Consider the following 18,467-nt stretch of genomic DNA (forward strand, 5'->3'; position numbering starts at 1 on the left):
GCACGATGCCTCGCACCCACCAGCCGCCGTCGCCCGCCTTCGAGGCCTGGCCGGCCGCCCCCCTGGACGAGTGGACCGCGACCAGGGAGACCCTGCACCGGTGGACGCAGATCGTGGGCAAGATCCGACTGGCCCGGGCACCGATGGTCAACCACTGGTGGCAGGTGCCGCTGTACGTGTCCGCGCGGGGGCTGACCACCTCGGCCGTTCCGTACGGTGAGGGCACCTTCGAGATGGAGTTCGACTTCCGTGACCATCAGCTGCGGGTGCGCTCCAGCGACGGCGGGGAGCGCCGGGTGGCCCTGGAGCCGAAGCCGGTGGCCGCCTTCTACCGCGAGACCCTGGCGGCACTCGAAGCGCTCGGCATCGAGGTGGCGATCCGGCCGGTCCCGGTCGAGGTCGAGTCCGCGGTGCCCTTCCCCGAGGACACCGAGCACGCCTCCTACCAGCCCGACGAGGTCCACCGCTTCTGGCGGCAACTCACCTCGGTGCAGCGGGTGCTGACGGAGTTCCGGTCCGGCTTCGTCGGGAAGGCCAGCCCGGTGCACTTCTTCTGGGGCGCGATGGACCTCGCGGTCACCCGGTTCTCCGGGCGGCCCGCGCCGCCGCACCCGGGAGGCGCGCCGAACCTGCCCCGCCGGGTCATGGTCGAGGCGTACTCGCACGAGGTGTCCAGCTGCGGATTCTGGCCCGGCGGCTCGGCCGAGGGCAGCTTCTACTCCTACGCCTACCCGGAGCCCGCGGACTTCGCCCGGTATCCGGTGCGGCCCCCGGCCGCGGCGTACGACGCGGAGGCGGGCGAGTTCCTGCTCCCCTACGAGGCCGTACGCACCGCCGACGATCCCGACCGCGTACTGATGGACTTCCTGCGGAGTACGTACGAGGCCGCCGCCGAGTGCGCGCGGTGGGACCGCGAGGCGCTGGAGATCCGCGACGAGCGCTTCGTGGCGCACCGCTGATCCGCGCGGCACGCCTCGCGCCGGGCCGGGCGCCGGCCGGGCCGGGGGCCGATCAGTACCCGCCGAGAGGGAGACACCGGCATGGCTGCTGAGCAGAACTCCGATCCGCGGGCGCTCGTCGAAGGGCTGGCCTGTGCCTCGCTGGTGGACGCGATGGGCCGCCTCCACGAGCACCGGGCGCACATCCTGAGCCTGGTCAGTCCCACCCCCGGACGGTCCCTGTTCGGCCCGGCCGTCACGATCGCCTATCTGCCGTACCGCAGCGACTTCACCGAGACCAACGGGCTGGGATTCGGCGGATGGTTCTACCGCGCTGTCGGCGACGCCCCGCGGGACAAGGTCCTCGTGCTGTCCAGCGGCGGCTACCCGGACGTCTCGCACGGCGGCGGCACCAAGCTGTCCCGCTTGCGGGATCACGGCCTGGCCGGGGTGCTCACCGACAGCCGGCTGCGTGACTTCGGCGAACTCGCCTCCTACGACTTCACGGCCTGGTGCGCGGGCGAAGCCACCCACTGGGGCGGCGACACCGTGACCCCCTCGGCGGCGAACGTCCCCGTCGAGGTCGGCGGTGTCTGCGTCACGCCGGGCGACTACATCTACGCCGACAGCTCCGGCGCCGTCGTCATCCCGGCCGGCAGCCTGCGCGAGGTCGCGGCCGAGGCCCGCCGTATCGACGCGGACGACCGGGCCTCCCTGACCGCGATCCGCTCGGAGGACCCCGGACGGATGCGCGGCGGCGACCAGCGGTCCACCGAGCGGTGACCGCCCGGTCGGGGGCCTCGTACCCGCCGGGCCACCGTGCTGGGCGGGATCGGCCGACCCCGTGCACTCCCATGGCCCCGATCCCCGGGCAACCCCGGTGCGCCGGGCCTAGCGTCGACGACATGACACGGCAGAGCACGAAGACTCCGGAAGAGCACCTGCGCCGCGCCGACCCCGTGCTGCGTGCCGTCATCGACCAGGTCGTACGCGCGGGGGCCCGGCCGGCGGTGCCGCCCGATCCTGCACAGGCCGCCGACCCGAACCGGCCGACCGACCGCTACGGCGTGCTGGTGCGCGCGATCATCAGCCAGAACATCTCGGCCGGCGCGTCGCGGTCGATGTACGAGAAGCTGAAGGGGCGCTTCGGCGGCCGCATGCCGACGCCGCGGGAGGTCCTCGACGACGACGCCGACGAGCTGTTCAGGACCACCGGCCTGTCCAGGGCGAAGACGGCGTCCCTGCGCTCCCTCGCCGAGCACGTCGTCACGGGGAAGATCGACCTCGAACGGATGCACGAGCTGGCCGACGAGGACGTGGTCGCCCGGCTCGACACGGTGAAGGGCATCGGCACCTGGACCGCCGACATGTTCCTGATGTTCCATCTGAATCGGCCGGACGTCCTCCCGGTCGGCGATCTCGGCCTCCGCCGCGCCGTCGAGAGAGCCTACGAACTGCCGGAACTGCCCGGCCCGTCCGAGCTGGAGCGCATCGCGGAGCCGTGGCGCCCGTACCGGACGCTCGCGTGCGTCTATCTGTGGCGGACGGCGGAGACGACACCGCAGGTCTGACGGTCCGCGTCGGTACGGGACACCGGTACGGTGAACAGCCCCTGGCGCGGCCTCAGCCGGTGACGGCCTCGCCGGAGAGCGCGCCCGCCATCCGCAGCCACGGGGCGGCCTCAGCGGCCCGACCCTGACGCTCCAGGGTGCGGCCCAGCATGAGGTGCGCGTAGTGCTCGACCGGATCGCGGTCGATGACCGTGCGCAGCTCCGCCTCGGCGCGGCGCAACTGGGCCGAGTGGTAGTAGGCCCGCGCCAGCAGCAGCCGGGCGGCCACGTGCTCCGGGAATTCGGCGACCACGCCGACCAGGAGCTTGGCCGCTTCCGCGTAGCCCTTCTCCCCGAACAGCAGCTCGGCGCGCTCCCAGCGCCGCGCGGCGCTCTCCTCACCCATCACCGGCACGCCGTCGCCGATGTCGTCGAAGAGGTGCAGAGCGCCCGCCCAGCGGTCGGCGGTGGGCTCGCCGTCGGGTCGGTAGCTGGTGAACCTCGTGGTCATGACGGCTCTCCTGTCCTGGATGCAGGGCTCGCCCGGGCCTGTGCGTCGCCCTGGCGTCCGGATAACCGAAGGGTCCCCTCCGCTATTCCGGCCGACGATCCGGGCGCCCGCCGTGATGTCCGGGTAGCCGCTACGGGCCGGAATCCGCCTGACCGACGGGGTTTTCCCAGGTCAGTCTGAGCACGACATTCCCTTCGGCGGCCGTCCTGGCGATGACGGCGCCGGCCTCGGCGCTGAATTTCACGCCGAGTTCGAGTTCGACGGTCCTCGGCCGCACGGACAGCGAGGTGAGACGGCTCAGGGCCGCCTCCGCCGCCGCGCGCACCTGGTCGAAGCTCTCCCCGAGCGATCGCACGGCTGTGGCCGCTACGTCCCCCGGGCGGGACGCGCGCTGGATGCCGGATGTCGACGAGTCCACCTCCACCAGGACGAAGGCGGCGTCATCACGGTCGGGAGCGTCCAGCAGCATGCGCACGAGGTGGGTCTCCGGCACAGCCTTCCCTTCGGTCGGCGGGTGTTGTCAGCACAGCGGTCCCCGGTAGCTGCCGGGCGGCATCTTCTGCTCGACGGCGGTCGGCAGCGTCGGGTCGCCCAGGATCCGGCACAGGGCCGCCATCCACTCCTTCGGGGCGCCGGCCGGCGGGGGCGTGGCCGACCCCGTCGCCGCGGGGACCCTGCGCAGCGGGTCACCGCCGCCGTCCGCCCTGACCAGGAGGCTGAGTCCGAGGTCGGCCATGAGCACCGTGGTGCCGCCGCCGAGGCCGAAGGTGTCGATCCGCTGCCACCTGCCGGGCAGCTCCAGCACCGGGCTGCCGGGCGGCTGCGTCGTGTCGAGGATCTGGCCCGGGATGTCGTACACGACGACGCGCCCCCCGTTGTCGGTGACCGTGACCCCGGCGACCGATGTGATGCCCCGCCAGGGCCGGGGGCGGCCGATGGGCTCGCCTCCCGGCATTCTGTAGAGGGCGACGGCGACGTTGGACCGCGTTCCGTCGATGGAGTTCTCGACCAGGGCCAGCGTGCCGCCGTCCGGACTGAGGTCCATCAGCTCCTCGCTGTTCTCCCAGGGCAGCCGGAACAGCACGTGGCCCTTCGCGGGCGGCTTCGTCAGATCCCAGGTCGTCAGCAGACTGGACAGCGTTCCACCGATCAGGCCGCCGCTGAGGTCGTTGCCCACGGCGAGCAGACCCTGCCCGTCAGCGGTGAAGGCGAGCTGGCTCACCGAGGTGTCCGGACCGGGGAGGATCTTCTCGATCCTGCCGCTCGCCGCGTTCCACACGATGAGACGGCCGCCCGAGCCGAAGATTCCCGTCGCGGCGGCTATTCGCTTGCCGGTGGGGTCGTAGGCCAGCGCCGCGTACTGCGTGGTCCGTGGGTAGTCCGGTGGCAGGGTGCCGAGGTCCGGGAGGTCCAGCACTCCGGTGGGCAAGGTGGGGAGCGGGTCCCCCTCGGCGGGCGGTGCCAGCTGACGCACCACGCGGCGGCTGCCGACGTCGTAGAGGACGACCGGTGGTCCCCCCGGGCCCGCCGGTTTGTTCCCGGTCAGCTGGGTGGAGTTCGTGACGGCTATCAGCGAGCCGTCGGGACTGACCGCCGTGATGTCGTCGTGGCGGCCGGTGTGCTGCGGCGGCAGGGGCCCCCGGCCCAGCCGCCATACGACCACTTCACCGGTGGCGGTCCGCGAGACGACCACCCGTCCGTCGGCGCTGACCGACGGCGTGGGGATCCCGGTCAGCGAGGCCGTACCCGTATCGGACGGGTAGAACGGCGCGATGAGGTCGGCGAAGCCGTAGCGGGCGTAGTTCTCGGCGAGCAGCTTGCGGGTGCCGTCGGTGTCCCGCGTGCGAAAGGCCCGCATGGCCAGCAGCAGAGCGTCGTACGGGCCTCCCTGGGCAGTGCTGGCCTGCGCGTCACGCGACTGCTGTACGAGGACATCGGCCGCGGTGCTCCTCGACTCGGTGCTGCTTCTCGTCTCGGCCTCGTACCGCCAGACGAAGGTACCGGTGGCCGCGATCAGTGCGACGGCCGCGGTGATCGCGGTGACGACCAGCAGGCGGCGGCGCGCGCCCGCGGCGCTCGTGTCGATGAAAACCCTTTCGGCCGGACTGAGTTCGTCCGGGCGGGCGCCGCGCCAGTTCCGCGCTTCGCGCAGGTCCGAGCCCCGCAGCAGGCGTCCGGTGTCGCGTCCGTCGGTGTCCCACCGGCCGATACGCCGCCGCAGGTCCTCCTGCCAGCTCCGGAAGCCCGCGTCGGCGCTGACGAAGTCCCGTAGCCGCCCCCACTGGACCAGCAGCGTCTCGTGGGCCAGTTCCACGCTCTCCACCGGTGTGTCGCCGCTGCGGTGGTCCTCGGCCGGCACCAGCAGCCGGGTGGTCATCAGCCGCTGGGCGACACGCCACTGTTCGGGCGTCAGATCGGTGCGCGGCACGCTGCGCCGTGTCGGGGAGGTATCGGGGCCGCCGGGGTGGACGAGCTGGACGAGGAGGCTGCGGGCGTGCGGGCGGTCCTCCTCCCGCAGCGAGGACCACACCCTCTCGGCGTGGTTGGCCAGCGTCCTGGCCACGCCGCCGAGGGAGTCGTAGTGGGCGTGGCTGATGATCCCGTTGGTGATCTTCTGGCATTCCCACAGCTCGGTGAGGGTGAACTGCAGGAGCGGCAGCCGGGTGGGATCGGGACCCAGGTCGGACAGCAGCCGGTTCACCAGCCCCTGCTCGTATCTCACCGCGAGGCCGGCCAGCGGGCCTTCCACCGCCGCGCGTACCTCGTCGGCGGACATCGGGGACAGCGGGAACACCCGGCTGTCGTCGATCAGCGGCGCCACCCCCGCGTGGCTGAGGGCGGCGGTGAAGAAGTCGGCGCGCAGCGCGAGGACGACCTGCAGCCGGGACCCGGGAGCCAGGCACCGGCCGAGCGCCGCGGCGAACGCGTCGAGGTCCGCTTCGGCCGAGCCGACGAGCGCCTCCTCGAACTGGTCGACGATGAGCAGCAGCCGGTGTTTCCCCTGGACGGCCAGGGTCCGTTCCACGACGGCGGACATCCCGCCCTCGCGCAGCAGCAGCGTCAGTCCCGGCTGCGCGGCCAGCCGCGCCACTTCGGTGGTGCCGGGTTCGAGCAGCGGGAGAAGGGCCAGCGCCAGTGCTTCCAGCGCGGCCTTGCCGGGCCGCAGTGCCGCGACGGCGATGTCCTCGCGAGCGCGCAGCCGGGGCAGCACTCCGGCGTGGAGCAGGGAGGACTTGCCGCTTCCGGAAGGCCCTACCAAGGTGATGCCCGAGCCCACCGCGATCCGGTCGACGATCCGGCGGGCGGCGTCGTCACGGCCGTGGAACAGCTCGGCGTCGTTCTCCTGGAAGGCGTTCAGGGCGCGGAAGGGACCGCGTGCCAGAGCGGCGTTGCGCAGGGCGGGCCAGGTGTCGCACAGGGTCTCGGTCGGGATCAGATAGGCCGAGCGCCGGTCCGGGTGGGAGTCAGTGCCGACCACCATGCCGACCACGCCGCCGAGGTCCAGGTCCCACACCGGCGCTCCCGAGAAGCCCCGTTTCACCTCGTACTGGCTGGTCGGGTCGGTGTCGTACTGGAACCATCCGGTGGCCTGCCGGCCGCGCAGGACGCCGGTGCTGAACGTTCCGTCGTCGTAGCCGTCCGGGAAGCCGAAGGTCCGCACACGGAGTTCGGCGGCGGCGCCGTTCTCCACCAGCCGGGCCTCGGGCGCGCCGGCCGGCGGAGCCGTGAGCAGTCGCAGAACCGCGATGTCCCCCGTCCGGTCCGCCCGGGTGGGTACCCATGCCACGATCCGGGCCTCCACCGGTCGGCCCGGCGCCGCCAGCGGGAAGTCCAGCCACAACCGGTCCGGGGACTGCTCCACGGTGTCTTCGGCCAGCCCCAGCGCGGCGGCCACCACATGGGCGCAGGTGACCACGTCGCGCTCGCCGGTCAGGAACCCGGCCCCGGTCGGACGGCGGTCCCTGTCGAGGACACGGACCACGGAAGCGTCACTCGGAGCGGCGTCGGGTACCCCCATCGATCGCATCGACGTCTCCCCCAACATCATCGGTGAACCGGCACAGTAGTGCCGGCCCGCAACAGCGGCAACGCCCCGGGGCGGATCCGGCGCGGTGCCCCCCGGCGGCGGGGCCGCGCGGCGCCACCGGCGGTGCCGGCGGGCCGCTTTCGGCGGAGACCGGTGTCGCCGGTCGGTCGGAGGCGGCCGGCGACGCCCTAAGCTGGGCCGATGGCCCGATACTTCGACGTACATCCCGAGAATCCCCAGCCCCGGATCATCGGCGCCGTGGCCGACAGCATCCGGGCCGGCGGACTGGTCGCGTACCCCACGGACTCGTGTTACGCCCTGGGCTGCCGGCTGGGCAACCGCGACGGCATCGGCCGCATCCGGTCGATCCGGAATCTGGACGACCGCCACCACTTCACGCTGATGTGCCAGAACTTCGCCCAGCTCGGGCAGTTCGTGCAGATCGACAACGACGTGTTCCGGGCGATCAAGGCGGCGACGCCCGGCAGTTACACCTTCATCCTGCCCGCGACGCGGGAAGTGCCGCGGCAGTTGCTGCACCCGAAGAAGAAGACGGTCGGCGTCCGCATCCCGGACCACGTGGTGACCCAGGCGCTGCTCGCCGAGCTCGGTGAGCCGCTGGTCTCCAGCACGCTGCTGCTGCCCGACGAGGCCGAGCCCCTGACGCAGGGCTGGGAGATCAAGGAACGGCTCGACCATGTGGTGGACGCCGTCGTCGACTCGGGCGACTGCGGCACCGAGCCCACCACCGTCGTCGACTTCTCCGACGGCGGGCGGGAGATCCTCCGCCGCGGGGCGGGCGACCCCGCGCGGTTCGAGTAGCCGCGGCGCCCGTGCCGCCCCGGGCGCCGCCCCTGCGGGAGCAGCCCAGGTCGGCGCCCGCGCGGTCGCGGCCGACGGCGTCTTCGTGTCGTTTCCCGGTCGGGTTACTGTTCCGCGGTGCACACCATCGGATTGATAGGCATCGGCCGTATGGGGTTCCCGATAGCGGCCAACCTCTGCCGCGCCGGGCACCGCGTACGTGCCTTCGACCTGTGCGCGGAGCGCCGGGAGAGGGTGCGCGCGCTCGGGGCGGAGAGCGTGGACTCGGCAGCCGCCGCCGCGGCCGACTCCGATGTCCTGATGACGGTCCTGCCCGGCGCCGAAGCGGTCGACGACGCGGTCGACGGCGCCGTCCTCGACGCTCTCGCGCCCGGAGCCGTCTGGATCGACCTCAGCAGCGGCACGCCGGCCGCCTCCGCGCCGATCCGCGAACGCGCGCTGGCCCGAGGCGTCGGCGTGCTCGAAGCACCCATCGGCGGTTCCCCCGATGACGCCGCCGCCGGGCGGCTGCGGCTGTTCGCGGGGGGTCCGGCGGAGCTTGTCGACCGCCACCGGCCGCTCCTGTCGGCCGTCGCCGACCGGATCACCCACATCGGCGGATACGGAACCGGCTACACCGCCAAACTGCTGGTCAATCTGCTCTGGTTCGGCCAGGCCGCCGCCACCGCCGAAGCGCTTCTCCTGGGCGAGCGCGCCGGCATCGACCTCACCGTCCTCACCGAAACGCTCGCCGACAGTCCGGCTTCCAGCGAGTTCATCCGCCGCGACCTGCCGGCGCTGCTCGCCGGCGACTATCTGACCAGCTTCGGCCTGGACCACATCCACGAGCAGCTCTCCGCCATCACGGCCCTGGCCGCCGACCTGGGCACCCCGCACACGATCGCCGAGGCCGTCCGGGACCTCCACCAGCGGGCGCTGGCCCGATTCGGGGCGGCCGACGGCGAACTCCTGGCCGTCGCGCTGATGGAGGAACAAGCCGGCACCCTCCTGCGCGCGGCCGCCCCGCCGGCCACGCATGCGCGCCCGGTCGTCTGACGCCCCGCCAGCACTCCGTCCGGCCGGCGGTGCCGGGAACCGGGGCCCGGTCCGGACGCGTGTACCCGGTCGGCGCAGACGTTCCCGGACCTCGTGGACGCCGCCGCGAGGGGGAGAAGATATCGGCAGGACGATGGACCCGATCGCCGAGCGGGCGCAGCCGCGCGGCCGGCCGCACCCGTACGGCGGCAGTACCCGGCGCCGCCGGCGCCACGCGCCGGACCCTCCGCACCCGGCTGGCCGCCGGCGCCGTGGCGCTGCTGTGCGCCATGGGTCTGGCCCTGGCCGGCGCGGTCCCGGCGCACGCCGGTCTTGACGGCCCGCTGGCCACCTCCACCGACCAGCACTGTGTGACCGATGTCGTGCACGCGGGCGGCTTCACCCTCCTCGAGCCGACCGACCGCGTCACCGTCAACGTGGAAGCGGCCGGGCACGATCCGGCCGACCACTGGGTCTGGCTCGAATACAGCGTTCCCGGCTCGGTCGACCCGACCGACGTGGTGGGCCACTTCGACCCCGCCCGGCACAATGTCTTCTTCACCTTCGACATTCCCTACCCGGTGACCGGCGGCCATCTCGTCTACACCTCGAACGTCATCTACGCCGACGGCACCAGCTTCACCGACCACTTCGACAATCCGCTGCTCGGCTGCGCCGGGACACCGACGCCCGCCCCGGACCTGAGCGTCTCCACCAACTTCCAGGCCACCTCCTTCGCCCAGACCTGCGGTGTCACCGCGCCGACGGTCATCAAGGGCATGCTGATACACCCCGGTGTCCCGTACGACCGGGTGACGGTGAACGTGGCGGCCGGCGCGCCGTACGACTGGAGCTCGGTGGCCGGCAACACCTTCTGGACGGGCTACTGGATCCGGGACAGCGACCCCAACTCCCCCGCGCCCACCTACATCCCGGGAACCACGGGCGCCTTCGGCCCGATCGGCGCCCCGGTCACGGTCAGCTTCACCATCCTCGATCCGCCGCACACGGGTGAACTGAACATCCTCACCAGCACCCGCACCGCCGACGGCTGGAACCGTACGTTCCCGTCGCACAGCTGGGCCGACATGGCCTGCTGAACGGGCCTTCCCCGCGCCCCGCACGCGGGAGGCGGCCGAACCGCCCGGTCGGCATCGGTGAGGGGGACGAGGTGACCGTGCCCCTCACCTCGACCGTGATCGCCGAGGCTTGGCGTCGACACGGTCCGCCCGGCCCGGCATGTGGCCACCGGCCGCCATGGGCCGCGCGGTTCACTGACCGACGAGTCCCACGCACCCGGGCCCTGGCCGTCGTCAACCCTGGACCGGATTGCTCCACGCTGGAGGGCGCCTTCTGCGCCTTCCCGCGCCCGGACGTCCCGGCGGCGGTCGGCGCCGACGACCTCTCGCACCACCGCCGTCGAACGCACCGCCGGGGCCGCCCTCCGTACCCACCCGGCGCCTTCGAGACCCGGGCCCGGCGGTCAGCCGGTGGATTCGGTGTCCCGCTCCTGTCCCGCCGTGGCGGACCAGCTGGCGAGCAGCTTCAGGCCGTCCGCGGCGGCGGTTCCGGGGGGCGCGCTGTAGACGACCACGCTCAGGCCGCTCTCGTCCGGCAGGCTCATCGTCTCCTGGTCGAGTTCCAGGTCGCCGACGACCGGATGGCGAAGGCGTTTCGTGCTCTCGCGGAAGACATGCACGTCGTGGGATCCCCACATCACGCGGAAGGCGTCGCTGCGGGTGGAGAGTTCACCGATCAGGTTCGACAGCTCCCGGTCGTAGGGACGCCTGCCCGCCTCGATGCGCAGCGCGCCCACGGCCAGGCCGGCCATCCGCTCCCAGTCGACGTAGAACAGCCTGGCCGCGGGGTTGAAGAACGCGAACCGGGCGACGTTCGCCCCGCAGGTCGGGTCGGCGTACATCTGCGCGTACAGCGCCCGGCCCAGCGGGTTGGCGGCCAGTATGTCGAGGCGGTTGTTCATCACGCAGGCCGGCAGCTCCGGTATCCCCTCGATGATCCGCGCCACACTCGGCCGCACCGCCGGGCGGACCGTCCGCTGCCGGGTCCGCGCCTCGGGCGCCGGTCCCGCCGCGCGGGCGAGGTCGTACAGGTACATGCGCTCGGTGTCGTCGAGCCGCAGGGCCTGGGCGAGGGCGTCCAGCACGCTGTCGGAGACGCCTCGGAGATTGCCGCGCTCCAGACGTGTGTAGTACTCCACGCTCACCCCGGCGAGCGCCGCGACCTCGCCCCTGCGCAGTCCGGGCACCCGCCGCTGGCCGTACGCCGGCAGGCCCGCCTGCCCGGCGGTGATCCTGTCGCGTCGGGAGCGGAGGAATGCGCTGACTGCGTCCCGGTTGTCCATGAGGACAGGGTAGGCAGACCGGCGCGCGGGGTGGGGGTCCCTGCCAGTACCCCTCACAGCAAGGACTCCCCCGGCGCGGCCGGCTGCCGTTGCATGGTGCGTGCCCCGATCCCCCGGGGCCCGGCCGGCGCGAGGACATCGCGCCCCGGCCGGCCGAACGTCTCCCGAGTGAGGACCGCCATGACCGGCAAGAGCCCGACGATCACGCTGAACAACGGCGTCCGGATGCCCGCCCTGGGCCTGGGCGTCTACCAGAGCACCCCGCAGGACACCGCCGCCGCGGTCGCCACCGCGCTGCGCGGCGGCTACCGCCTGATCGACACCGCCGCCGCGTACTTCAACGAGAAGGAGGTCGGCGAGGGCATCGCCCGCTCCGGCGTCGACCGCGACGAGGTCTTCGTCACCACCAAGCTGTGGCTGACCGACTACGGCTACGACAGCACCCTGCGCGCCTTCGACACCAGCCTGGCCAACCTCGGCCTCGACCACCTGGACCTCTACCTGCTCCACTGGCCGGTGCCCAGTTCCTTCGACGAGACGGCGGCCTCCTACCGGGCCGCCGAGAAGCTGCTCGCCGACGGCCGCGTGCGCGCCATCGGCGTGTGCAACCACAAGCCCGAGCACCTGCGCCGCCTCATCGACCGCAGCGGGGTGATCCCCGCGGTCAACCAGGTCGAACTCCATCCGTACTTCACCCAGCGCGCACTGCGCGAGGCCGACGCCGAACTCGGCGTCGTCACCCAGGCGTGGTCCCCGCTGGGCGGGGTGAACCTCTACTGGGAGGACCGGCGCAACGCGGCCAGGAACCCGCTCGATCACCCCACCGTCACCGCGATAGCCGCCCGGTACGGCAGGACGCCGGCCCAGGTCGTGCTGCGCTGGCACCTGGAGCACGGCCTGTCCGCGATCCCGAAGTCCGTGCGCCCGCAGCGCATCGCGGAGAACTTCGACGTCTTTGACTTCGCCCTCACGGCCGACGAGGTCGCGGCTGTCGACGCGATCGACACCGGGCTCCGCGGCGGACCCGACCCCGACGCGGTACGGCTCGGCGACTTCGGCTGAGCCCGCATCGCGCCTCGGACCTGGCCCGTCCGGGAGCGCCCGAAAAAGATCCGGGCGGAGATGTCGAGAAGCCGCGGCCGGCTCCGTCCCCGCTGTGAAGGCGACCACAATGGGCCGCACCAGCACCGAGGAGAAACACCATGGCCAAGTACTTGCTGCTCAAGCACTACCGCGGCGCCCCGGACCCGGTCAACAACGTGCCCATGCACCAGTGGACACCGCGGGAGATCACGGACCACGTCGGCTACATGCAGGACTTCGCGGCGCGGCTCGAAGCGGGCGGAGAGCTGGTCGACAGTCAGGCGCTCGCCGCCGAAGGGACGTTCGTCCGGTACGACGGCGAGGGCCGGCCGCCGGTCACCGACGGGCCGTTCGCCGAGACCAAGGATCTCATCGCGGGCTGGATCGCGATCGACGTCGACAGCTACGAGCGCGCCGTCGAACTGGCCGGGGAGCTGTCGGCCGCGCCCGGGGCGGGCGGGGACCCGATCCATGAGTGGATCGAGGTCCGCCCCTTCCTGACCGCGCCACCCACCATCTCGGAGTGAGCCCCGCGGTGAACGAGACCCTGCTCAAGAGCCTCACACCGGGTGTGCTCGCCGTCCTCGTCCGCCGCGGCGCCGACTTCGCGGCGGCCGAGGACGCCGTGCAGGACGCGCTGGTCGAGGCAGTCCGCAGCTGGCCGGCCGACCCGCCGCGCGACCCGAAGGGATGGCTGGTCACCGTGGCCTGGCGCCGGTTCCTCGACGCGGCCAGGGCGGACAGCGCCCGGCGCAGGCGGGAGGACCGCGTCGAGGAGGAGCCCGCTCCCGGTCCAGCGTCCGCGGTGGACGACACGCTCCGGCTCTACTTCCTGTGCGCGCACCCCTCGCTGACGCCGTCGTCCGCGGTCGCGCTCACCCTGCGCGCCGTCGGCGGGCTGACCACCCGCCAGATCGCCCAGGCCTACCTGGTGCCCGAGGCGACCATGGCGCAGCGCATCAGCCGGGCCAAGCGCACCGTCTCCGGTGTGCGGTTCGACCGGCCCGGCGATGTCGGCACAGTGCTGCGCGTCCTCTACCTGGTCTTCAACGAGGGCTATTCCGGCGACGTCGACCTCGCCGCCGAGGCCATCCGGCTCACCCGGCAACTCGCGGCCGTGATCGACCGTCCCGAGGTGGCCGGGCTGCTCGCCCTCATGCTGCTCCACCACGCCCGGCGTGCCGCCCGGACGGCGCCCGACGGCAGCCTGGTGCCGCTGGCCGAGCAGGACCGCGGCCGCTGGGACACCGAGTCGATCGGGGAGGGCGTCGAGATCCTCCAGGCGGCCCTCGCCCGCGACCGCCTGGGCGAATACCAGGCCCAGGCCGCCATCGCGGCGCTCCACGCCGACGCACCCACCACGGAGGAGACCGACTGGGTGCAGATCGTCGAGTGGTACGACGAGCTCGCCCGCCTGACCGACAGCCAGGTCGTCCGGCTCAACCGCGCGGTCGCCGTCGGCGAGGCCGACGGAGCGCGGGCCGGCCTGTCGGCACTCGCCGCGCTGGACGACGCACTGCCCCGCCACACCGCGGTGGCGGCCCACCTCCACGAGCGCGCCGGCGACCTGGAAACGGCGGCACGGCTCTACGCCGAGGCGGCCCGAAAGGCCCCCAACCTCCCGGAGCGCGACCACCTGACCCGGCAGGCCGCCCGGCTCAACGCGGTTCGCGAAGCGTGATCGGGCGTTCCCGGCGAGGCCGCTCGGCCACGTGCCGGCGGGCACCTCGCGGCGCACCGGCGGTCGCCGGGGCGGCCGGGCCCCGGCACGACGTCACTTGGTCTTCACCACCAGCGAGACGATGAGGGTGGAGATGACCGCGACCAGGATCTCCTTGAGGATGCCCGCCTGGATGACGTCCCGCCAGAAGCCGACCTTGATCGCCCCACCCCAGATCCACTCGCGGCAGAGGTAGTGGCCGATCGCGGTGCCGAAGAAGTCCCTGCCGACGTAATGACCGAAGCCCGTACGGCACACGTCCTGGAAGAGCAACCGCCGAGTGACGTCGTGCCAGATCCACTCACGGCAGAGATAGTGCCCGATTCCTCTGCCGAAGAACTCCCTGCCCACGTAGTGGCCGAAACCGGCCCGGCAGACATCGCGGACGAGGAAACCCTTTATCGCGTCACGCCAGACCCATCCGCACCAGAAATCCCGCCAGATCCCGGCGACGAAGATGTCGTACACCCCTCGCCAGAGGATCCCCTTGGCCAGCGTGTTCCATAACCAGCCCATACCGATCGTAGGACAGCGTGAAATCCCGGCGGCATAGGGCGACCACCCCCGGCCTCCCCGCCGATCCCCCGACACGGCGCTGTCGGATGTCAGGATGCGCCGTCCCTCCCTCCCCTGCCGAGGGTAGAGCAGTGGCGGAAGGCTTGTCGCGGAAATGCGCGGCAATCCCCGCCGGTTGCCGGGGCGCTGGTCAGCCGCCGCGGCGCAGCCCCGACAGTGCCGCGCGCAGCGATCGGCGTATTTTCCGGCGGCGCGGCAGACGCGTCACTCCCGCGAAAGCGAGATTCCCGCAGATCGCGGCCGAAGCGGCGATGAGATACGCGGCGGAGTATTCGGTCGGGCCGCCGCCCGTCAATCGGAAGACTGCTATGCCCGTTGCCGCTCCGGCACAAAGACCCAGTGTCACGGCCGGCCACTTGTGGCGGAGCGAATGGAGCGCGTAGCGCATGGTGACGACCGTGGGGAAGACCAGTACCAATCCCACCCGGTTCGCGTCCCCCCAACCGATCCGCCCGATCGGGTAAGCGACGGCCAGCATCGCCGTCACCTGGAGCATAAATGCCCCGACATGAATCCGCTCCCGTCGCGCGGACGCTCCGACCACCGCGTTCTTGAGGCCACGTAAGCGGCTTCCCCCGTGCCTGGCCAATCGATCTCCGCCTTGTCCGGTGCGATAAAGAGACGGTCTTGGCGCCTCACATGCCGCCCGGCTCTACGATCCTGCGATCGCCACCGTGCCGCAACCGGCTTGCCGTTTCCAGGACTTCAGGTCTTCACGCCTTCAGGCCTTCACGCCTTCGCGCCTTCAGTGATTCGGCGTCAGGCGCTGTGCGGGGTGCGGGGGTGCGGAAAGAGGCGCGGTAGGCGTGGGGGGCGGTGCCGCTGACCCGCCGGAAGCGCTCGCGGAAGGCGGTGGGGGAACCGAAACCGGACTGGACGGCGATGCGGTCCACCGAGTGGTCGGTGGTCTCCAGCAGGAACTGGGCGCGGCGGACGCGGGCGCGCAGCACCCACTGGAGAGGGGTGGTGCCGGTCTGCTCGCGGAAGCGGCGGCTGAAGGTCCGCTCACTCATCGCGCACCGGGCGGCCATCGCCTCCAGGGTGAGTTCCTGTCCGAGGTTCTCCTCGATCCAGACCAGGACCGGCTCGATCACCGAGCCCGCGGGCACCGGCGGCTGCTTCTGGACGATGAACTGCGCCTGGCCGCCCTCGCGTTCCAGCGGCATCACCGACAGACGGGCGATGTCCGCGGCCACCGCCGACCCGAGATCCCGGCGGACCATGTGCAGGCACAGATCCACTCCGGCGGCGGCCCCCGCCGAGGTCAGCAGCTGCCCGTTGTCGACGTACAGGACGTTGGGGCGGACATCCACCTCGGGGTGGAGCTCGGCGAGCAGGTCGGTGGCGAGCCAGTGCGTGGTGGCGCCGAGGCCGTCGAGCAGTCCCGTGGCCGCCAGGACGAAGGCGCCCGAGCAGACCGAGGCGATCCGGGTGCCGCGGGCGGCTGCCTCCCGCAGCGCCTCCAGCACCCGGGCGGGCGGTGGCGCGGCGGGTTCGGCGCTGCCGGGCACGATGATCGTGTCGGCGTCGGCGAGCGCGTCCAGCCCCCAGGGCGCGTGGAAGACAAAGGCCTCGCCGGCCACGTCCGGCGTCGGCGCGCACACCTTGATGCGGTACGGGCGGCGCCCGTCGGGCAGGCGTACGCGGCCGAAGATCTCGATCGGGACCGCCATGTCGAAGGCCACCACCTGGTCCAGGGCAAGGACCGCAACCGTATGCATGGATCAAACAATAGGGCTGTTCGCGCCAGCGGCAAGCCCTGCTCCTTCTGCCCAACGGATCACGTTTACCCAGGTCAGCCCCATGGCGAGAATCCGTTGCTATCTGTCGTTCCGGCCCATTGGCCGTCTCTGGGCCCGTCCTTACGGTGAACGCGGAGGTTTCCGATCAAGGAGACCGCACCGGAGAAGAGAGCTCCTCATGCGTTTTCAGTTCGCGCCGCCGACCGGGCCCGGCCCGGCGGACGCCCATCGGTGGGCGGGCGTCGTCCGATGACCAAGTTCCTGCTCGCGGTCCATGTGCTGGCCGCCATCATCGCCATCGGCCCGGTGACCGTCGCGGCCAGCATGTTCCCGGCCGCCGCCCGCCGGGCCGCCGGGGCCGGGGACTCCCCCGCCGCCCTGTCCACCGTCCGCGTACTGCACCGGATCTGCCGGGTGTACGCCGAACTGGGCGTCGTGGTGCCGGTGTTCGGCTTCGCCACCGCCAGCGTCATGCATGTGCTGGGCAGTGTCTGGCTGATCGTCTCGATCCTGCTCACCGCGGTGGCCGCGCTCGTCCTGGGCCTGCTGGTCCTGCCGTCCCAGCACGCGATCCTGGCCGGCCTCACCGTTCCGGACCCGGGCACCGGATCCGCACCGGCCGCAGGCCGGGCCGTCATCGCCCGCCTGGCGATGCTCACCGGCGTGTTCAACCTGCTGTGGGCCACGGTCACCGTGCTGATGATCGTCCGCCCCGGCTCCACCACCGGAGCGTGACCCGATGAACCTCTCCCGCCGTTTCCTGCGCGTCTCGGCCGCCGTCGAACTCATCACCCTCGCGATCCTGCTGGCCAACCTGGCCACCGCCGGCAACCAGGCGGTCGCCGGGGCGACCGGTCCGATCCACGGCTGCGCCTGGCTCTTCGGCATCCTCGCCGCCCACCGCGACCCGCACGCCGCCCCGCGGACCACCGCGCTGGCCGTCGTCCCGGGCATCGGCGGCCTGCTCGCGCTGCGCCGCCTGAACCGCGCCGGGGAGCTCCCGTCACCGCCGGCCACGGCCGCCGGGCCCGTCTGAGCGCCCGGCCTCCGCTTCGGGCACCCCTCCCCGTGCAGGGAGCGCCCGCCCGCACTTTCGGGCAGGTCGTTCAGCAGCGGGGCGGCCAGCGGTCCAGCGGGAGCGGCCCGCGGTCGAGCCCGGCACGGCCGTGTGCCTGGCCGGCCGGACCGGCCAGGCACGCGCTTTCCGGCGCCGGGTGTCAGCGCAGGTGCTTGATGACCTCGGCGAACGCGGCCATGTGCGGCTCCAGGACGCTGACGTAGCTGACGCCGAACTCCTCGCGGTAGCGCAGCAGCCGGTCCGCGATCTCCCACGGCGAGCCGACCAGTACGCCGGGCAGCTGGGTGAGCTGGTCGTCGCCGAGGCCACTGGCCTGGCGGATGATCGAGAGGTCGACCTTGTCCACGCTCTCCCCCACCGCCGCGACGAACAGATTCAGCTCGATGTCGTCGAAGCGGTCGCCGGCGGCCTCCCGAAGCACCTGAACGCGGCGGGCGAGCGCGTCCTCCGGGGCGACGCCCGGCGTCACCCCGGCCATGATGGAGAAGCTGAAGATGTCGGCCTCGCGGCCGGCCAGCCCCAGCATGCGTTCACCGGCGCCGCCCAGCATGATCGGCGGCCGGGGACTGTCGGCCTCGGCGGCAAGCAGTTCACGCGTCGCGGCCAGGGTCGCCGCCAGCTTCCGCAGCCGCTCCCCCGCGGTGCCGAACGGCAGGCCCACGGCCTCGAACTCGGCGGGGACGTAACCGGCACCGAGCCCCAGTTCGAGGCGCCCGTCGGTGAGGCGGTGCACGGCGGCGACATCCCGCGCCAGGTAGGCGGGACTCAGAATGCCGGCATTGAGCACGAATGTGCCCAGCCGGATACTCGTCGCGTCGGCGGCGGCCACCAGCGCCGGGAAGGGCGCGGGCACGCCCAGGTGGTCGGCCACCTGCAGTACGTCGTAGCCCAGGTCCTCCACCTCGCGCGCGCGGGCGCGCCAGGCAGAGCGGGATCCGACGGTGAACAGGCTGACGCCGAAGCGGAACGGGCGATGGGTCATGACAGTCCTTCGTGCTGATGAACGGGTGCGCGGATGAGCGGACGAGCAGGTGGGGCCGATAC

Annotated in this window: 19 protein-coding genes; 11 read left to right on the forward strand and 8 right to left on the reverse strand. The window is 72.4% G+C overall.

Going from position 1 to position 18,467, the window contains the following annotated elements; translation table 11 throughout:
* Positions 1–5: 5 nt before the first annotated feature.
* The 3 genes from ACFO3J_RS00980 to ACFO3J_RS00990 all read left to right on the forward strand — a co-directional run bounded on the left by ACFO3J_RS00980 (position 6) and on the right by ACFO3J_RS00990 (position 2,509).
* Positions 6–959, forward strand: a complete 954-nt coding sequence (locus ACFO3J_RS00980) for a DUF5996 family protein (RefSeq protein WP_386424868.1) — start codon at positions 6–8, stop codon at positions 957–959.
* Between the two features lie 81 nt (positions 960–1,040).
* The gene (locus ACFO3J_RS00985) at positions 1,041–1,721 is read left to right on the forward strand and encodes an RraA family protein (RefSeq protein WP_386424870.1); all 681 of its coding nucleotides are present in this window, start codon (positions 1,041–1,043) and stop codon (positions 1,719–1,721) included.
* A 122-nt stretch (positions 1,722–1,843) separates the two neighbouring features.
* The gene (locus ACFO3J_RS00990; RefSeq protein WP_386424871.1) at positions 1,844–2,509 is read left to right on the forward strand and encodes a DNA-3-methyladenine glycosylase family protein; all 666 of its coding nucleotides are present in this window, start codon (positions 1,844–1,846) and stop codon (positions 2,507–2,509) included.
* Between the two features lie 52 nt (positions 2,510–2,561).
* Here the strand turns inward: ACFO3J_RS00990 and ACFO3J_RS00995 are convergent, their stop codons facing one another.
* The 3 genes from ACFO3J_RS00995 to ACFO3J_RS01005 form a co-directional block, all read right to left on the reverse strand.
* On the reverse strand, positions 2,562–2,999 hold the full coding sequence (locus ACFO3J_RS00995; protein WP_386424873.1) for a tetratricopeptide repeat protein: 438 nt from the start codon (positions 2,997–2,999) through the stop codon (positions 2,562–2,564).
* Positions 3,000–3,129: 130 nt separating this feature from the next.
* Positions 3,130–3,492 (reverse strand): CU044_2847 family protein, encoded by a 363-nt coding sequence (locus ACFO3J_RS01000; RefSeq protein ID WP_386424876.1) that lies wholly within the window; start codon positions 3,490–3,492, stop codon positions 3,130–3,132.
* 27 nt (positions 3,493–3,519) lie between these two features.
* A complete protein-coding gene (locus ACFO3J_RS01005) occupies positions 3,520–7,026 on the reverse strand; it encodes an nSTAND1 domain-containing NTPase (RefSeq protein ID WP_386424879.1) in 3,507 nt (1,168 codons plus the stop codon).
* 201 nt (positions 7,027–7,227) lie between these two features.
* Between ACFO3J_RS01005 and ACFO3J_RS01010 the strand changes: the two genes are divergently transcribed.
* The 3 genes from ACFO3J_RS01010 (at position 7,228) to ACFO3J_RS01020 (ending at position 9,962) form a co-directional block, all read left to right on the forward strand.
* Positions 7,228–7,848 (forward strand): L-threonylcarbamoyladenylate synthase, encoded by a 621-nt coding sequence (locus tag ACFO3J_RS01010; RefSeq protein ID WP_386424882.1) that lies wholly within the window; start codon positions 7,228–7,230, stop codon positions 7,846–7,848.
* 117 nt (positions 7,849–7,965) lie between these two features.
* Positions 7,966–8,883 (forward strand): NAD(P)-dependent oxidoreductase, encoded by a 918-nt coding sequence (locus ACFO3J_RS01015; protein WP_386424884.1) that lies wholly within the window; start codon positions 7,966–7,968, stop codon positions 8,881–8,883.
* A 269-nt stretch (positions 8,884–9,152) separates the two neighbouring features.
* Positions 9,153–9,962 carry a hypothetical protein gene (locus tag ACFO3J_RS01020; RefSeq protein WP_386424887.1) on the forward strand — a complete coding sequence of 270 codons (810 nt, stop codon included), beginning with the start codon at positions 9,153–9,155 and terminating at the stop codon, positions 9,960–9,962.
* A gap of 383 nt (positions 9,963–10,345) precedes the next feature.
* Here the strand turns inward: ACFO3J_RS01020 and ACFO3J_RS01025 are convergent, their stop codons facing one another.
* Entirely contained in the window at positions 10,346–11,224 is an 879-nt protein-coding gene (locus ACFO3J_RS01025; RefSeq protein ID WP_386424889.1) for a helix-turn-helix domain-containing protein, read from the reverse strand.
* 180 nt (positions 11,225–11,404) lie between these two features.
* On the opposite strand from ACFO3J_RS01025, the gene ACFO3J_RS01030 reads away from it, so the two are divergent.
* The 3 genes from ACFO3J_RS01030 (at position 11,405) to ACFO3J_RS01040 (ending at position 13,988) form a co-directional block, all read left to right on the forward strand.
* Positions 11,405–12,286, forward strand: a complete 882-nt coding sequence (locus ACFO3J_RS01030) for an aldo/keto reductase (protein ID WP_386424891.1) — start codon at positions 11,405–11,407, stop codon at positions 12,284–12,286.
* Positions 12,287–12,426: 140 nt separating this feature from the next.
* On the forward strand, positions 12,427–12,834 hold the full coding sequence (locus ACFO3J_RS01035) for a YciI family protein (protein WP_386424894.1): 408 nt from the start codon (positions 12,427–12,429) through the stop codon (positions 12,832–12,834).
* Between the two features lie 8 nt (positions 12,835–12,842).
* Positions 12,843–13,988 (forward strand): RNA polymerase sigma factor, encoded by a 1,146-nt coding sequence (locus ACFO3J_RS01040; protein WP_386425082.1) that lies wholly within the window; start codon positions 12,843–12,845, stop codon positions 13,986–13,988.
* A 93-nt stretch (positions 13,989–14,081) separates the two neighbouring features.
* Here the strand turns inward: ACFO3J_RS01040 and ACFO3J_RS01045 are convergent, their stop codons facing one another.
* The 3 genes from ACFO3J_RS01045 to ACFO3J_RS01055 form a co-directional block, all read right to left on the reverse strand.
* Positions 14,082–14,543: a hypothetical protein gene (locus ACFO3J_RS01045; RefSeq protein ID WP_386424896.1), complete on the reverse strand. Its 462-nt coding sequence runs from the start codon at positions 14,541–14,543 to the stop codon at positions 14,082–14,084.
* 190 nt (positions 14,544–14,733) lie between these two features.
* Positions 14,734–15,081, reverse strand: coding sequence for a hypothetical protein (locus ACFO3J_RS01050; RefSeq protein ID WP_386424899.1), 348 nt, complete (start codon positions 15,079–15,081; stop codon positions 14,734–14,736).
* A 235-nt stretch (positions 15,082–15,316) separates the two neighbouring features.
* A complete protein-coding gene (locus tag ACFO3J_RS01055) occupies positions 15,317–16,324 on the reverse strand; it encodes a GlxA family transcriptional regulator (protein WP_386424902.1) in 1,008 nt (335 codons plus the stop codon).
* A 270-nt stretch (positions 16,325–16,594) separates the two neighbouring features.
* On the opposite strand from ACFO3J_RS01055, the gene ACFO3J_RS01060 reads away from it, so the two are divergent.
* Both ACFO3J_RS01060 and ACFO3J_RS01065 read left to right on the forward strand, forming a co-directional pair.
* Entirely contained in the window at positions 16,595–17,080 is a 486-nt protein-coding gene (locus ACFO3J_RS01060) for a hypothetical protein (RefSeq protein WP_386424905.1), read from the forward strand.
* Between the two features lie 4 nt (positions 17,081–17,084).
* The gene (locus tag ACFO3J_RS01065) at positions 17,085–17,381 is read left to right on the forward strand and encodes a DUF3817 domain-containing protein (RefSeq protein WP_386424907.1); all 297 of its coding nucleotides are present in this window, start codon (positions 17,085–17,087) and stop codon (positions 17,379–17,381) included.
* Positions 17,382–17,562: 181 nt separating this feature from the next.
* Here ACFO3J_RS01065 and ACFO3J_RS01070 read toward each other — a convergent pair whose 3' ends face one another.
* Positions 17,563–18,405, reverse strand: a complete 843-nt coding sequence (locus tag ACFO3J_RS01070) for a TIGR03621 family F420-dependent LLM class oxidoreductase (protein WP_386424909.1) — start codon at positions 18,403–18,405, stop codon at positions 17,563–17,565.
* Positions 18,406–18,467 lie beyond the last annotated feature (62 nt).

The organism is Streptomyces polygonati (assembly GCF_042650325.1).
Taxonomy (GTDB): Bacteria; Actinomycetota; Actinomycetes; order Streptomycetales; family Streptomycetaceae; genus Actinacidiphila; species Actinacidiphila polygonati.

Excerpts from the sequence above, each read along its gene's own strand:
- ACFO3J_RS01060 (WP_386424905.1), top strand. The coding sequence starts at position 16,595 with ATGACCAAGTTCCTGCTCGCGGTCCATGTGCTGGCCGCCATCATCGCC.
- ACFO3J_RS00990 (WP_386424871.1), top strand. The coding sequence starts at position 1,844 with ATGACACGGCAGAGCACGAAGACTCCGGAAGAGCACCTGCGCCGCGCC.
- ACFO3J_RS01025 (WP_386424889.1), bottom strand. The coding sequence starts at position 11,224 with ATGGACAACCGGGACGCAGTCAGCGCATTCCTCCGCTCCCGACGCGAC.
- ACFO3J_RS01050 (WP_386424899.1), bottom strand. The coding sequence starts at position 15,081 with ATGCTGGCCGTCGCTTACCCGATCGGGCGGATCGGTTGGGGGGACGCG.
- ACFO3J_RS01030 (WP_386424891.1), top strand. The coding sequence starts at position 11,405 with ATGACCGGCAAGAGCCCGACGATCACGCTGAACAACGGCGTCCGGATG.
- ACFO3J_RS01045 (WP_386424896.1), bottom strand. The coding sequence starts at position 14,543 with ATGGGCTGGTTATGGAACACGCTGGCCAAGGGGATCCTCTGGCGAGGG.
- ACFO3J_RS01020 (WP_386424887.1), top strand. The coding sequence starts at position 9,153 with ATGGGTCTGGCCCTGGCCGGCGCGGTCCCGGCGCACGCCGGTCTTGAC.
- ACFO3J_RS00980 (WP_386424868.1), top strand. The coding sequence starts at position 6 with ATGCCTCGCACCCACCAGCCGCCGTCGCCCGCCTTCGAGGCCTGGCCG.
- ACFO3J_RS01035 (WP_386424894.1), top strand. The coding sequence starts at position 12,427 with ATGGCCAAGTACTTGCTGCTCAAGCACTACCGCGGCGCCCCGGACCCG.
- ACFO3J_RS01005 (WP_386424879.1), bottom strand. The coding sequence starts at position 7,026 with ATGCGATCGATGGGGGTACCCGACGCCGCTCCGAGTGACGCTTCCGTG.
- ACFO3J_RS01010 (WP_386424882.1), top strand. The coding sequence starts at position 7,228 with ATGGCCCGATACTTCGACGTACATCCCGAGAATCCCCAGCCCCGGATC.
- ACFO3J_RS01065 (WP_386424907.1), top strand. The coding sequence starts at position 17,085 with ATGAACCTCTCCCGCCGTTTCCTGCGCGTCTCGGCCGCCGTCGAACTC.
- ACFO3J_RS01070 (WP_386424909.1), bottom strand. The coding sequence starts at position 18,405 with ATGACCCATCGCCCGTTCCGCTTCGGCGTCAGCCTGTTCACCGTCGGA.
- ACFO3J_RS00995 (WP_386424873.1), bottom strand. The coding sequence starts at position 2,999 with ATGACCACGAGGTTCACCAGCTACCGACCCGACGGCGAGCCCACCGCC.
- ACFO3J_RS01055 (WP_386424902.1), bottom strand. The coding sequence starts at position 16,324 with ATGCATACGGTTGCGGTCCTTGCCCTGGACCAGGTGGTGGCCTTCGAC.
- ACFO3J_RS00985 (WP_386424870.1), top strand. The coding sequence starts at position 1,041 with ATGGCTGCTGAGCAGAACTCCGATCCGCGGGCGCTCGTCGAAGGGCTG.